General features: G+C 43.0%; 13 protein-coding genes and 1 pseudogene. 8 read left to right on the forward strand and 6 right to left on the reverse strand.

What is annotated here, in order from left to right; genetic code table 11:
* Nucleotides 1-29 precede the first annotated feature (29 nt).
* A complete protein-coding gene (locus DCO44_RS12650; protein ID WP_016168485.1) occupies nucleotides 30-665 on the reverse strand; it encodes a response regulator in 636 nt (211 codons plus the stop codon).
* Nucleotides 666-882: 217 nt separating this feature from the next.
* Between DCO44_RS12650 and pbpG the strand changes: the two genes are divergently transcribed.
* From pbpG to DCO44_RS12665, 3 genes are all read left to right on the forward strand, one after another.
* Nucleotides 883-1,941, forward strand: a complete 1,059-nt coding sequence (gene pbpG / locus DCO44_RS12655) for a D-alanyl-D-alanine endopeptidase PBP7/8 (protein WP_116762434.1) — start codon at nucleotides 883-885, stop codon at nucleotides 1,939-1,941.
* 150 nt (nucleotides 1,942-2,091) lie between these two features.
* Nucleotides 2,092-2,712: a DUF6915 family protein gene (locus DCO44_RS12660; protein ID WP_116762436.1), complete on the forward strand. Its 621-nt coding sequence runs from the start codon at nucleotides 2,092-2,094 to the stop codon at nucleotides 2,710-2,712.
* Between the two features lie 27 nt (nucleotides 2,713-2,739).
* Nucleotides 2,740-3,519, forward strand: coding sequence for a hypothetical protein (locus DCO44_RS12665; protein WP_116762438.1), 780 nt, complete (start codon nucleotides 2,740-2,742; stop codon nucleotides 3,517-3,519).
* Between the two features lie 64 nt (nucleotides 3,520-3,583).
* Here DCO44_RS12665 and thrC read toward each other — a convergent pair whose 3' ends face one another.
* The 4 genes from thrC to xerD form a co-directional block, all read right to left on the reverse strand.
* A complete protein-coding gene (thrC, locus tag DCO44_RS12670; RefSeq protein WP_116762440.1) occupies nucleotides 3,584-4,723 on the reverse strand; it encodes a threonine synthase in 1,140 nt (379 codons plus the stop codon).
* Between the two features lie 57 nt (nucleotides 4,724-4,780).
* Nucleotides 4,781-6,085 carry a homoserine dehydrogenase gene (locus tag DCO44_RS12675; protein ID WP_116762461.1) on the reverse strand — a complete coding sequence of 435 codons (1,305 nt, stop codon included), beginning with the start codon at nucleotides 6,083-6,085 and terminating at the stop codon, nucleotides 4,781-4,783.
* Nucleotides 6,086-6,209: 124 nt separating this feature from the next.
* A complete protein-coding gene (locus tag DCO44_RS12680) occupies nucleotides 6,210-7,025 on the reverse strand; it encodes a DsbC family protein (protein WP_116762442.1) in 816 nt (271 codons plus the stop codon).
* A 110-nt stretch (nucleotides 7,026-7,135) separates the two neighbouring features.
* Nucleotides 7,136-8,053 (reverse strand): site-specific tyrosine recombinase XerD, encoded by a 918-nt coding sequence (gene xerD / locus DCO44_RS12685; protein WP_116762463.1) that lies wholly within the window; start codon nucleotides 8,051-8,053, stop codon nucleotides 7,136-7,138.
* 171 nt (nucleotides 8,054-8,224) lie between these two features.
* Between xerD and DCO44_RS12690 the strand changes: the two genes are divergently transcribed.
* From DCO44_RS12690 to ftsW, 5 genes are all read left to right on the forward strand, one after another.
* A complete protein-coding gene (locus tag DCO44_RS12690; protein ID WP_116762465.1) occupies nucleotides 8,225-8,488 on the forward strand; it encodes a FeoA family protein in 264 nt (87 codons plus the stop codon).
* A complete protein-coding gene (feoB, locus tag DCO44_RS12695) occupies nucleotides 8,485-10,341 on the forward strand; it encodes a ferrous iron transporter B (protein WP_116762444.1) in 1,857 nt (618 codons plus the stop codon). Before DCO44_RS12690 ends, feoB begins: the two co-directional genes overlap by 4 nt.
* A 20-nt stretch (nucleotides 10,342-10,361) precedes the next feature.
* Nucleotides 10,362-10,616, forward strand: coding sequence for a DUF6587 family protein (locus DCO44_RS12700; protein ID WP_116762446.1), 255 nt, complete (start codon nucleotides 10,362-10,364; stop codon nucleotides 10,614-10,616).
* A 159-nt stretch (nucleotides 10,617-10,775) separates the two neighbouring features.
* A complete protein-coding gene (gene murD / locus DCO44_RS12705; RefSeq protein WP_116762448.1) occupies nucleotides 10,776-12,122 on the forward strand; it encodes a UDP-N-acetylmuramoyl-L-alanine--D-glutamate ligase in 1,347 nt (448 codons plus the stop codon).
* A gap of 23 nt (nucleotides 12,123-12,145) precedes the next feature.
* On the forward strand, nucleotides 12,146-13,342 hold the full coding sequence (gene ftsW / locus DCO44_RS12710) for a putative lipid II flippase FtsW (protein WP_116762450.1): 1,197 nt from the start codon (nucleotides 12,146-12,148) through the stop codon (nucleotides 13,340-13,342).
* 105 nt (nucleotides 13,343-13,447) lie between these two features.
* On the opposite strand, the pseudogene DCO44_RS12715 reads toward ftsW, so the two are convergent.
* Nucleotides 13,448-13,574: pseudogene (locus tag DCO44_RS12715) on the reverse strand (IS5/IS1182 family transposase); the annotation flags it as partial.

Here is a 13,574-nt window from a genome sequence, read left to right on the forward strand (position 1 = left end):
ACCGATTAGATGATGAAAGTTTTTGTTATTTAAGGTTTGATTAGACCATAACGAATGGCTAGATGTGTCAGTTTGACATCGCTATCAATGTTTAATTTTTCAAAAATACGGTAGCGATAAGTATTGACTGTTTTTACGCTGACAAAGAGCTTATCCGCAATTTCTTGTGCGCTGATACAATTCACCACCATCATGGCAACTTGCATTTCGCGTTCAGACAGAGCGTCAAATGGTGATTGTTGCGTGTCGGATAAATAAGAGCTTGCGAGTTGCTCTGCAATATCGGCACTAAAGTATTTGCCCCCTTGCATGACTTTATTAATGGCACGAACCATTTCACTGACAGGAGCACCTTTGGTGATATAGCCTTTGGCACCAGCTTTCAATAACAATGATGGGTAGGGTTCTTCGGCCAAACCACTCACAGCCAAAACTTTGGTTTCAGGTGCAGTTTGTAATAAGCGGCGAGTGGTTTCTACGCCACCAATACCTGGCATGTTCACATCCAGCAAAACCACATTAGGGTGATGTTGGCGAACGAGGTTAATTGCTTCTTCACCAGATTCCGCCTGACCGATGACTTGTACATCTGCATGATCTTCTAGCATACGGCAAATACCAGTACGGACTAATTCATGGTCATCCACCACTAAAACTGTAATCACCGATTTCTCCCTCTGGCTAAAAAAATTACATCATTTTTGTTACATAAAGCAAAATAAGCTTGCAATGAAACGACAAAATTAGCAATCCTATTCTTATTCCGAAATTAAAAGTTTTGCACAATAGCGTGAACGCAAAATTCCCGTTGCTGTGTAAATGTAAGGCATATTTGAGGTAATACGCAAATGTATCTTACCTCCCTGAGTTGAGTAAACGATTGTGAAAAATTCTAAGAAGTCATTCATGCATGTGTTGAGTATGTCTATTCTACTCAGCCTGAGTTCAACAAGCTTTGCTGAACTCGTCATTAATCCTTCCTCGGGGAGTGTTGGTCAGGCTTCAATGAACTGGTCTTCAGAGGAAGCGAGTCAATTATTAAATAGTGATGTTTCTTCACTCGTTGAGGAAGTGTCTCCGCAAGGATCAGCCAAAGTGACCACGACGGTTCGCAGCTCAAATGGGGTACCTTCCTATTCTGCACCGAAAACGGTTCGTATTATTGATACCTCTGCGGGTTATAGCAGTCAACCTTCTGTAAGTGCCCGTGCAGCGCTGGTCATGGATGCACAAACAGGTGAGGTGCTCTATAGTAAAAATACCAATGCTGCATTACCGATTGCTTCAATTACTAAATTAATGACAGCAGTAGTCATTGCCGATGCACGTTTAGACATGTCTGAGGAAATTACCCTACAGTCGGTCGATTTTGCAGGAGCAGGCGGTAAAAATTCGAGTTCAACGCTACGTGCAGGGGATAGCATGAACCGTGCAGAAGCGTTGCTTTTTGCTTTAATGAAATCGGAAAATCCAGCGGCAGCAGCGTTAGCGCGAACGTATCCAGGAGGACGTAGTGCTTTCATTTCTGCAATGAATGCGAAGGCACGTGCATTGGGCATGAGCTCGACACATTATGTTGAATCTACAGGCTTAGATCCACACAACGTTGCGTCGGCACGTGACTTGGGTATTTTAGTCAGCACCGCATCGCAATACGGTTTAATTCGTCAGTTTTCAACCACAGCCAGTTATGATTTTAATCTCGGTTATCGGATGTTAAAGTCTAATAATACAAATGCCCTAGTTCGTAATGGTGGTTGGAATATCAACTTGTCTAAAACAGGTTATATTAACGAAGCAGGGCGTTGTGTAGTCATGCATACTACCCTGAATTCACGTCCGGCAGTCGTGGTTATTCTAGGTGCAAGCACATCTCAAAGTCGAACTGAAGATGCGACCCGTTTAATGACGTGGGCAAGTCAGTTACCAAAACGAATTTAATTTCTATCTTAAAAAAAACTCTTCTTGATGAAGAGTTTTTTTATGCCTATGGGCTGCGACACAACTTGTCTTAAAGATGAGTTTTTGACTATTTTTTGTATGTGGAATGCGTATGATAGCGGAATAACAAGATAACGACTGGGTCTGACTATGAATGCGATGCAACATGCTCGAATTTCAGCAAAACGTTGGGGTGGAGAGCCAGAAGATTATTATGAATTACATGCATTTATTGATAGTACAAAAAGTTTATGTAGTGACGCTCGGCATCGAATTTTACATACCTTGTGGGGAATAAATTCAGTTGTGATCCCGATATTTGGTCATAGTGTTCAGAACAGTGCGGGCAAATCGATTGACATAAAAGACTTATGTGAACGTGATCATTTATTGGTAGATTATCAGCAGCGTTTTATTCCTACTTTAAGTGACTTTGTTCATGCTATTGATGCAAGCCGATTACCTCAAAATTTAGAACGGCATTTAGAACAATTACACCAAGTCTACGCTCAAAACCCAATTGCATCCCAATTAATGCTTTCACCTTTGGCACAAACAGGGAAGTTGTATTCTTTACTTTTTACGCATAACAGTTGGTTTATTTACGATATTTTACCGCGAATAGGTGTATTACCGAATTTACAGAATATTGTCTATAGTCCAGATGACATCTTCCACGCGATGCAGTTTGAATTGTGGATGGATAATGGCATGGCAATTCCGCAAAGTGCGCAAGCATTACATCAAAGAAAACAACAAAGCTTCGTTTAAGCGTGGCTAAAAAATCAGGAGATGAATATGACCACCTATGTTATTCGTGCAAAATACTTCGGCTATAACGATGAAGTTTTTTATGTCGCAGGCAATCGGATTAGCAATGTTTTTCAAGATCAGGCTGAAGCCGAAGCGGCTTATCAGAGGCTGGAGGTTGAGGGTGCACGAGATTTTGCTTTGTACGAGGTAGAATCTTTATTTGATGAAGATGAAGCCACGTTAAAACAATTGGATGACTTTGTTTTTTCACATTGTGGTGAGCATATTTACCAAGATGGGGAAGTTTCTCGGGATGTGCTGCCAAGTAGTCTGAGTGATGCGGATACTTATAGCTTCGTACAAATGGCTGAAATGCAAAAATTTCAACTGGTTAGCTTTGAACATGAAGTTAAGTTCTATGGTTTATGGTCGACCAAGAAACAGCAATGGCTTGAAGAGCATGACGAGTTTTTTGCAGGACTCATTTATGCTGAAAGCCCAGAATTACTCAAAGGCAAAATTGAATCTATCTTTGCGGATTACGATTATTCGGATATTCAATTAGCAGGTTCATTGGAGTCTTTATCGGAGCAGCCTATTTTATTAACAGCACTCATTCAGGCTGAGTACGGCTTAAGTTATGATGAAGATAAGCAAATTTTAAACATTGCCCTGTGGCAAAATGAGGCTTTATACGCAGTGAATGCTTTGCTCAAACACCCTTTATTTGAGATTAAGCAAATTGAGTTAGAAGAAATTCAGCGTCTGGAAAAAGAACTCGCAAAAATGCATAGTTATGATGAAGATTATGAATATGAAGAATAAAATCATTATCTAGCCAATAAAAAACCAGTTGCAAGCAACTGGTTTTTTTAGTGCAAGTAGAAACTTACATATTTGAAAGAATCGAGTCTTTAACTTGAGACATCGTTGCATCAATAGACAACATTACGGCATCAGCACATTGTTTGATGGCGGTGTCTGGATCTTTTAAGCCATTGCCCGTTACAGTACACACGATCACAGAACCTTCAGCAATTTTACCCGCTTTAATATCACGGATTGCACCACCGATAGAGGCAGCAGAAGCTGGCTCTACAAAGACACCTTCATACATAGAAAGCAAACGTTGTGCTTCTAAAATTTCAGCATCAGCAAGTTCATCAAACCAACCTTTAGAGTCACGTACCACCGCTTTGGCATGGTTCCAGCTTTGTGGGTTACCAATACGAATGGCAGTTGCAACCGTTTCAGGATGTTCAACTGGTGCACCACGTAAGAAAGGTGCAGCGCCATCAGCTTGATAGCCGACCATGATCGGTAAGCCTTCTGGTTTAGGACCTGTGAATTGATCTGTCGCAGCATCGTAAATGACTTGTTCAAACTGATCCGCAGGCTGGTTTGCTACAGCTTCGGTATAACCCATCCAGTGTGCCGTGATATTTCCTGCATTACCTACAGGTAAGCAGTGATAGTCTGGTGCACGACCCAAAGCTTCTACGATTTCGTAAGCAATGGTTTTTTGACCTTGTAAACGGTATGGGTTAATCGAGTTAACAATGGTCACAGGTGCTTGATCAGCAACTTCTTTTACAAGACGCATACCATCGTCAAAGTTACCGCGAATTTGCATGGTGATCGCACCGTACATCATGGCTTGCGCCATTTTGCCCATGGCAATTTTGCCTTCAGGAATTAACACAAAGGCTTTGATGCCAGCACGTGCGGCATACGCTGCCGCAGCAGCAGAAGTATTGCCTGTAGATGCACAGATAATTGCTTTTGAACCGTCTTCAACCGCTTTGGTCACAGCCATAGTCATGCCGCGGTCTTTGAATGAGCCTGTCGGGTTCAAGCCTTCATACTTCACATAAATTTCAACATCTTTACCAATAATACGTGGAATGTTCTCCAGCTTAATGAGCGGAGTATTACCTTCGCCCAAAGAGATTCCACGAGTAGTAGCAGACACTGGTAAACGGTCACGATAACGGTCAACTAAACCAGTATAACGATTGGCATTCGACATGATGATGTTCCAATTATGGGTAGAGCTTGGTAAGGGGGAATTGCCCCCTCGACCCGATTAATTATCAAGCGATTCTAAACGAATTCGCACAATTTCGCCATGAATAACTGGCAAGGCTTGGATTTGCTGCAAGGCTTCATCCATCTTCGATTCAACCACTGGATCGGTCAAAATCACGATTGGAATCAGGTCTTTTAAGCGAGACTGTTGCATAATGGCATCAATACTAATGCCTGCACGACTTAAAATCGTGGTGACATCAGCGAGTACACCAGTTTGGTCTTCGGCATTTAAACGAATGTAGTATCCAGTCGTCATTTCTTCACGACTTAAAATTGGCATGTCGGTTAATGCTTCAAATGCCAATTGAGGAATTGTACCTGCACCATCTTCGGTATAAGAAATATCACGTACGATATCGATCACATCGGCAACGACCGCAGAAGCTGTAGGACCAGCGCCGGCACCTGCCCCGTAATACAAGGTTGGGCCGACAGCATGTGCTTGTACCAAGACGGCATTTTTTACCCCATTGACATTGGCAAGGAGTTCTTCAGATGGAATAAGCGTTGGATGAACACGTAGTTCAATGCCTTTTTCTGCACGACGTGCAATACCCAAATGCTTGATTCGGAAACCAAGTTCTTCAGCATACTTCACATCTTGTGCTGTAATTTTGCTGATGCCTTCGGTATAGACTTTGTCAAACTGTAATGGAATACCAAATGCACAAGAGGCTAAAATTGTCAGTTTATGTGCAGCATCAATCCCTTCAACGTCAAAGGTTGGATCAGCTTCGGCATAGCCTAATTCTTGTGCTTCTTGCAGCACGTCTTCGAAGGCACGACCTTTATCGCGCATTTCAGTTAAGATGAAATTGCCTGTGCCGTTAATGATACCTGCTAACCAATCAATTTTATTGGCAGCTAGGCCTTCGCGCATCACTTTAATGATGGGAATGCCGCCTGCAACCGCAGCTTCATAGGCGATTTGTACGGCATTGTCTTCTGCCGCTTTAAACAATTCATTGCCATGTTCAGCCAGTAAAGCCTTGTTGGCAGTGACGACTTGTTTGCCATGCTTGATGGCTTCCATAATCACGTCATAGGCAGGATGAATGCCACCCATCACCTCTACCACAACATCGACATCGGGTTGACGTACGATGGCCATCAGGTCTGCACTTTGTTTTACAGAGGCTGGAAGATCAAGGTCTGGACGCGGACGACGAGTACCTACGTGGGTAATTTCAATTCCTCGACCGGTGCGACGTTTAATCTCCGCAGCGTTTTCTTCTAGTAGTTTAAGGGCACCACCACCCACAGTACCAAGACCGAGGATTGCCAGACGAACTGGTTTCACGTCACACTCCATTTATTTCTTCAATTTTACGCGAGTCTAGATCATAGCTAAAAAAACGCTCAGACTCTAGGGTGGAGCGAAGATAATCTCCACCTATAACTAATAGTAAAATAACAAATAAAAATTAGTTATTTAAACGCTGATCTAATTCTTCAGGGCTGAGGTATCCGCCTAAATAAACACCTTCGGTATTGTAGATCGCAGGTGTACCATTCACACCCATATTCAAGCCCAGTTGATATTGATCGCGAACAGGGTTTTTACAGGTAGCGGCAGGTAATTGTGCACCTGCAATGGCTTGGTCAAAAGCAGCTTGACGATCTGCACTACACCACACACTTTCCATTGCGGGCATAAACTGCTCGCCACGTGGCCAAGCAATGTAACGAACTTCAATGCCCTTAGCGGTAATTTCAGGAATATGCTCATGTAATTTGTGGCAATACGGACAACTTGCATCGGTAAATACATAAACGACATGCTTGGTTTTGCCTTGCGCTGGATACACCAACAGGTCTTCTGTTTTTAAGCTGGCTAAATGCTTTTTATTGGCTGAGGCTTGCAAGTTCTCACTGACATTATGTAACTTTTTATCGCCTAAGCGAATGACATCGCCCTGAATTAAGAATTTACCATCACTGGTGGCATAGACTGAACTCATGCCTTCTAAGTTAATCCAATACAGATTAGGGACTTCGGTGGGTTTGATATCAATAATTTTGGCATTAATACCCGCAGTTTTAAAATGTTGCTCTAACGTTTTAATCAGGCGTTGCTGTGCATTGCGTTCAGAAAGATTTGATGCCTCTCCAGTGGCAGGCGCACTCGCTGTGAGCGTATTTTGCTTTTTGTCATCATTATTTGAATTTGAACATGCCGTGAGGGCTAAACTGCCTGCCAAGGTACATGCAATAAATAATTTTGTGCGGGTAAATGACATATAAAACCCTTTCTTTTAGGTATAAAAACAGGAAGCTAGCATAGCAAAAAAAACTTTGTAGCGTGGTATTTCTTGCTGTGGACTCTGTGAAGCAGATCTAGCTTTATGGTTTAGGCTCTTGGATGGAACTCGGCATGTAGTTGCTGCATACGGACTTGTGCTACATGGGTATAAATTTGTGTGGTCGATAAATCACTATGTCCCAATAACACTTGTACCACACGTAAATCCGCGCCATGGTTGAGTAAATGGGTGGCAAATGCATGACGCATGGTATGCGGTGAAAGTTCGGCTTGAATGCCAGCCTGTAGGGCATAACGCTTAATCGCATACCAGAAGTTTTGTCGGCTCATAATCCCACCTTGTTGGGTGAGGAACACATAGTCAGTTGCCGATTTATACAGACTTGGTCGGGCTTGTGCCAAATAGTTTTCAATCCATTGACAAGCCACTTGTCCTAAAGGCACCAAACGTTCTTTGTTACCTTTACCGACAATTCGTAAATAACCTTGTTTCAAATTGATCAGTTCTAAGCGTAAATTTAACAATTCTGATACACGCAGACCACAGGCATATAAGACTTCAAACATGGCACGATCACGTAAACCCAATGCAGTATGGGTATCTGGTGCAAGAATGAGGGCTTCTACGTCTTGTTCTGAAAGATCTTTAGGTAAGGCACGTCCAATTTTAGGGGTGCGATGACTGGCCACAGGGTTATCACTGCGAAGCTTTTGTTCTCTTAAAAATTTATAAAAAGAACGTAAGGCAGAAAGACTACGTGCAATAGATCGCGGGCTTTTACCTTGCTGAGTTAAGTTGAGAAGTACATCTGCAATATCATCACTTTGCCAATCGATCAGGGCTTTGCTGTGGCATTCGCTGCATTGAATCAGGTCAGAAAGATAGGCATTCCGCGTGTGAGGGCTGACAGTTTGTGCAATTAAATAGTCACGGAAACCTTGAAGAAAGCTGAGTTTTTCTGGAATTTGGACAGGTGTAGGTATTCTAGGTTTTTTATTTAACATTGCTGCTTCGAATTCAGGAAACCGATTTAGATTGCCCATCTTAACTAATTTTACAACATTTTTCTGGATGGACCTTGTGGTATAAAGTGAATGCGAATAGGAATCTAACCTTATTTGGTAATTATTCTCATTTGCTTGTATACTACAGAAAATATTTTAGGGTTTAGTGCGGTGCTTTTATCTGATTTGAAAGTCAAGCAAACAGCCATTATTCGTAACGTCAAACGTCATGTGGATGGTAATGCAGCTCAGACTGACCTAATAGCCAGTCGTTTGGAAACTTTAGGTTTTGTGCCTGGTACTTCCGTTCAGGTGGTGACAAAAGGTATTTTTGGTGGCGATCCGATTTTAATTCAGGTCGGATTTACCCGTTTCGCACTAAGAAAAGTTGAAGCAGAAAAAATTGAAATTGAGATAGAAGGAGCACCTGCATGAGTGATGCGTTGCGTATTGCCCTTGTCGGGAATCCTAACTGCGGTAAAACCTCTTTATTTAACCATTTAACAGGAACTCGTCAAAAGGTCGCGAACTATGCGGGCGTGACGGTAGAACGTAAAATGGGGCAGTTCGCCTTGCCTTCTGGGAAAGCTGTTCGGGTCTTGGACTTACCTGGAACCTATAGTTTAGATGCAACCAGCCCTGATGAAGCCATCACCCGTGATGTGGTTCAGGGAAAAATTGCAGAAGAAGGGCATCAGGATGCATTTTTATGTGTGGTGGATGCCACCAACTTAAAACTGCATTTAGGTTTAGTGCTGGAAATGATTGAGTTGGGACGCCCAATTCTACTGGTTCTGAACATGATGGACGAAGCACGCCGTCGTGGGATGCAAATCAATACGCAAAAGCTGTCGGAACGCTTGGGTATTCCTGTCGCTGAAACCGTTGCGGTGCGTAATGCAGGCATTGAAAATTTGTTAAATGCTTTAGATCAAGCCAAATATGCCGTACCCCATACCGAACTGAGTGGCTTAAAAGGTTCGCATCACCAGAAAATTGCCACGATTTTGCATGATGTGGTGCAGTATGCAGACCAAGAAGATAAACGCTCCGATTTCCTTGATCGAATTTTCTTACATCCTGTACTTGGCTTAGTCACACTTGCGGTAATGATGTTTGTGATTTTCCAAGCCGTTTTTGCTTGGGCAGCTCCTTTTATGGATGGGATCGAAAGTTTATTTGGCTGGCTAGGTGAAGTGATTGGTGCATCCATCTCGCAACCTTTATTGCATAGTTTGGTGGTTGACGGAATTATTGCGGGTGCGGGCGGCGTCGTGGTGTTTTTGCCTCAGATTATTATTCTGTTCTTCTTTATTTTGGTCTTGGAAGAGTCAGGCTATCTACCGCGCGCTGCATTTTTGCTGGATAAACTAATGTTTAAAGCAGGCTTGAGTGGGCGTGCATTTATTCCATTGCTGTCTAGCTTTGCCTGTGCGGTTCCTGGAATTATGGCAACCCGCAGTATTAGTGACCCACGAGATCGTTTAACCACAATTTTTGTGGCACCACTGATGACCTGTTCGGCACGTCTACCTGTATATGCTTTATTAATTGCGGCATTTATTCCTGCGCAAACAGTGTGGGGAATTTTTAATTTACAAGGCTTGGTGCTGTTTGCGTTGTACATGGCAGGCATTGTCAGTGCGTTGATCGTTTCATTTGTATTGAAATTTTTCCAAAAAGATAAATCGCAACATGCGTTGCTGATGGAGCTGCCGAGTTACCGTTTTCCTGACTTAAAAAGTGTCGGCATTGGTTTGTTGGATCGTACCAAGATTTTTATGAAACGTGTCGGTGGCATTATCTTTGCCCTTTCGGTACTGCTTTGGTTCTTGTGTACCTTTCCACAACCGCCAGTGGGTGCGACCATGCCTGATATCGATTATTCCTTTGCGGGGATGTTGGGTCATATTATGCAACCGATTTTTGCGCCCTTAGGTTTTAACTGGCAGATTTGTATTGCCTTGATTCCTGCTATGGCTGCACGTGAGGTTGTCGTTGCTGCTTTGGGCACAGTCTATGCTTTATCTGCGGTGGATGATGATGCCATGTCGCAAGGATTAGCGGCGATCATTAGTGGTAATAGTGACTTAGGTTGGTCTTTGGCAACAGGTTTGTCTTTATTGGTCTGGTTTGTTTATGCGCCACATTGTTTAGCGACTTTAGCGACCGTACGTCGTGAAACAGGGTCATGGAAAACCGTGAGCTTTATGACCGCATATTTGTTTGGCCTAGCGTATTTGATGTCATTCCTGACTTATCAAATTGCGTCGCACTATTTCGGTTAATCTGTAAGGAGACTCTGAACATGGTTGAAATTCTGATTATTGCAGCCTTGGTGCTGTGGAGTACGGTGGTGGTGTTTAAGAAAGTTTTTCCTAAAACATCCAATAAAACCTTTGGCGCATTGGCTGGATTTACGCAAAAGCAGGGTTGGAACACATTATCTAAATGGCTCAAGCCTGTACCTGTTGCAGGTTGTGGTGGCGGTTGTGGCTGTAGCCAAGAGGATGCACCTCGCGCAAATAAAAATGCTGAAATTCAAGCCGTGAAGTGGAAATAAGCATTTTTTCCTTAATCCGCAAAAAGCCGTCAGATTCGACGGCTTTTTTACGCGCTGACACAAAAAAACAGAGAGAAAGTCAAAACAGAAAAAGCATTCAAAACAGCAAAGTGCTAACATTTTGTCAGTTTTACCAATCAACCAAAACATGGGGCAAAAATGTTAATACAGCGTGGTGGATTAAAAGTCGTTGCAGGGCTGGGAATTTCAGGTGTTGCAGCAGTAAATTTCTTACATGAAAAGGGCTACCGCGTTGCAGTAACAGATTCACGAGCCATCCCGCCAGGACATGATCAGATTCCTGCCGATGTACAAACCAGTTTTGGTCAATTGGATCAAGAACTCTTATTACAAGCCGAAGAAATTATTGTAAGTCCTGGTTTAGATCTCAAGCTTCCAGAACTTCAAGCGGCTTTTGCACAGCACATTCCAGTTGTCAGCGAAATTCAGGTATTACGCCGTGCAACGGACAAACCGATTGTGGCCATTACAGGTTCAAATGCAAAAAGTACCGTGACTACGTTATTTGGTCTCATGGCTCAAGAAGCCGGCAAGAAAGTAGCTGTAGGCGGTAATTTAGGACGACCAGCGCTGGATTTAACCAAGGATGATCCAGAGCTGTATATTCTCGAATTATCGAGCTTCCAACTCGAAACCACAGCAAATTTAAATGCAGAGGTTGCGGTGGTCCTGAATATGAGTGAAGACCATCTAGACCGTCATGGGGATATGTGGGGCTATCATCAAGCCAAACACCGTATTTTCCAAGGTGTGAAAAAAGTGGTGTATAACCGTGATGATTCATTGACGCGTCCTTTGGTCCCTGATGTAACGCCATTGCAGAGTTTTGGTCTGAATGCACCAGACCTGAATCAATACGGCATTCTAAAAGATGCGGACGGTACGATATGGTTGGCACGTGGTCGTGAGCGCTTATTGAAAAGCGCTGATATGTATATTCAGGGTACGCACAATGTCGCCAATGCATTGGCATGCTTGGCATTGGGTGAGGCTATAGGTTTGCCATTGGCATCTATGCTGAACACCCTGAAGCATTTTAAAGGTTTAGAGCATCGTTGTGAGTTTGTGAAAGAAGTGAACCAAGTCCGCTACTATAATGATTCTAAAGGCACCAATATTGGCGCGACTTTAGCTGCCATTGATGGTCTAGGGGCAGCGATTGAAGCTCAGCAAGGTAAGGTGGCAATTATTTTGGGTGGACAAGGTAAAGGACAAGACTTTACCGCTTTGAAAGATTCACTGGCAAAATACGCTAAACTGGCAGTGCTGATTGGAGAAGATGCCAAACTGATTGAGCAGGCGATAGCAGGAACTACAACAATTTTGCATGCTGCAACACTCAAACAAGCGGTAGAATTGTGTCAAGCACATACGCAGGCACACGATGTAGTGTTATTGTCTCCTGCATGTGCAAGTTTTGATATGTTTAAAAGTTATGGTGATCGCGGTCATCAGTTTGTCGATTGTGTGAATGCGCTAACTTAAAAGAATGATAAGGAGAGAGTTGTATGGCGAGTGTAGCTCAGACAACGATCAATAAAGTTCAGCAAGTCTATCAACGTATCAGCCCGCGAATTCCTGCCGAATTTACGGCACGAAATGTTCTGATTTTTTGTGTCATTGCTTTGCTGTGTTTAGGTTCCATCATGGTGGCCTCGGCTTCCATGCCTTATGCTGATCGGATGCTGGAAAATCCTTTCCATTATGTTGTACGGCATGCCATTTCAATTGTGGTGGCTGGTGTTGCTGCATTTTTGACTTATCGGGTTTCCTTGAATATATGGTTCAACAATACCTTTCCTCTGTGGTTGATCACCATCGTATTGCTCGCTGCTGTATTGGTGATCGGGACGGAGGTGAATGGTTCGACACGTTGGATTCGTATTGCAGGCTTTACGCTACAAGCCACGGAAGTCGCTAAAGTCATGATGGCCATCTTCACGGCAGACTATGTGGTGCGCCGTGCGGCAGAAGTCCGAAACACCGTTAAAGGTTTGGTGCGACTTGCGGCAATTATGATTTTAACGGTTGGTTTGATTATTGCAGAACCCGATTTGGGGGCAACAGTGGTCATCGTGCTGATGATGTTAGGGGTGTTCTTTTTAGCAGGTGCGCCTGTAATTCAGTTTGGTATCGCCCTTGGCGCAATTCTAACGGCCTTCTTCTTTCTGATTGTATTTGAACCTTACCGTTTTGAACGTTTGATGTCGTTCTCTAACCCTTGGAATGATCCTTTAGGTGCAGGTTATCAGCTTTCTAATGCGCTGATGGCCTTTGGTCGTGGTGAATGGGCAGGGGTTGGCTTAGGTCATAGTATTCAAAAAATGTCGTATTTACCTGAAGCCCATACCGACTTTATGTTGGCAGTGCTGGGAGAGGAGTTTGGCTTTTTCGGCATTACTGTGGTGTTGCTGCTGTCTTTTGGCATGTTGGTGTGCTGTATCAAAATTGGTCATCGCGCGCTACGCAATCAATATCTACGTGCAGGCTATTTGGCCTATGGCATCAGTATTATCTTCTTGCTGCAAATTTTGGTGAATGCGGGCATGAATATGGGCATGCTACCAACCAAAGGTTTAACTTTGCCTTTTATTAGTTATGGTGGTTCATCTTTAATTATGTGTGCAGTGATGATCAGCTTAATTCTGAAAATTGATGCAACCACGCAAGACATCAATCCAAGTAAAGAAGAATCAAGCTTCTAAGCCTATTGGATTTATCCCCAATGAAGCAGCATATATTTTAATTTGAAAACCTCTTGTCTAATCAGATGAGAGGTTTTTTATTTTCCCAAGCATTAGGGCGTGTCCTTATTTGGCTTTACACCAAATGAACATACAAGCAATGTAAATCATAGACTGATAATTTCGTGCCAGCTTATCAAATCGGGTTGCAATCGCTCGAAAATGTTTTAACCTCGCAAAGGCATTTTCAACT

This window comes from Acinetobacter sp. AM, from assembly GCF_003105055.1.
Lineage (GTDB): Bacteria > Pseudomonadota > Gammaproteobacteria > Pseudomonadales > Moraxellaceae > Acinetobacter > Acinetobacter tibetensis.

What these genes read in the sequence shown, in the direction of transcription:
- DCO44_RS12660 (WP_116762436.1), top strand. Translation starts at nt 2,092, where the DNA reads ATGAATGCGATGCAACATGCTCGAATTTCAGCAAAACGTTGGGGTGGA.
- DCO44_RS12665 (WP_116762438.1), top strand. Translation starts at nt 2,740, where the DNA reads ATGACCACCTATGTTATTCGTGCAAAATACTTCGGCTATAACGATGAA.
- thrC (WP_116762440.1), bottom strand. Translation starts at nt 4,723, where the DNA reads ATGTCGAATGCCAATCGTTATACTGGTTTAGTTGACCGTTATCGTGAC.
- DCO44_RS12680 (WP_116762442.1), bottom strand. Translation starts at nt 7,025, where the DNA reads ATGTCATTTACCCGCACAAAATTATTTATTGCATGTACCTTGGCAGGC.
- xerD (WP_116762463.1), bottom strand. Translation starts at nt 8,053, where the DNA reads ATGTTAAATAAAAAACCTAGAATACCTACACCTGTCCAAATTCCAGAA.
- feoB (WP_116762444.1), top strand. Translation starts at nt 8,485, where the DNA reads ATGAGTGATGCGTTGCGTATTGCCCTTGTCGGGAATCCTAACTGCGGT.
- DCO44_RS12700 (WP_116762446.1), top strand. Translation starts at nt 10,362, where the DNA reads ATGGTTGAAATTCTGATTATTGCAGCCTTGGTGCTGTGGAGTACGGTG.
- murD (WP_116762448.1), top strand. Translation starts at nt 10,776, where the DNA reads ATGTTAATACAGCGTGGTGGATTAAAAGTCGTTGCAGGGCTGGGAATT.
- ftsW (WP_116762450.1), top strand. Translation starts at nt 12,146, where the DNA reads ATGGCGAGTGTAGCTCAGACAACGATCAATAAAGTTCAGCAAGTCTAT.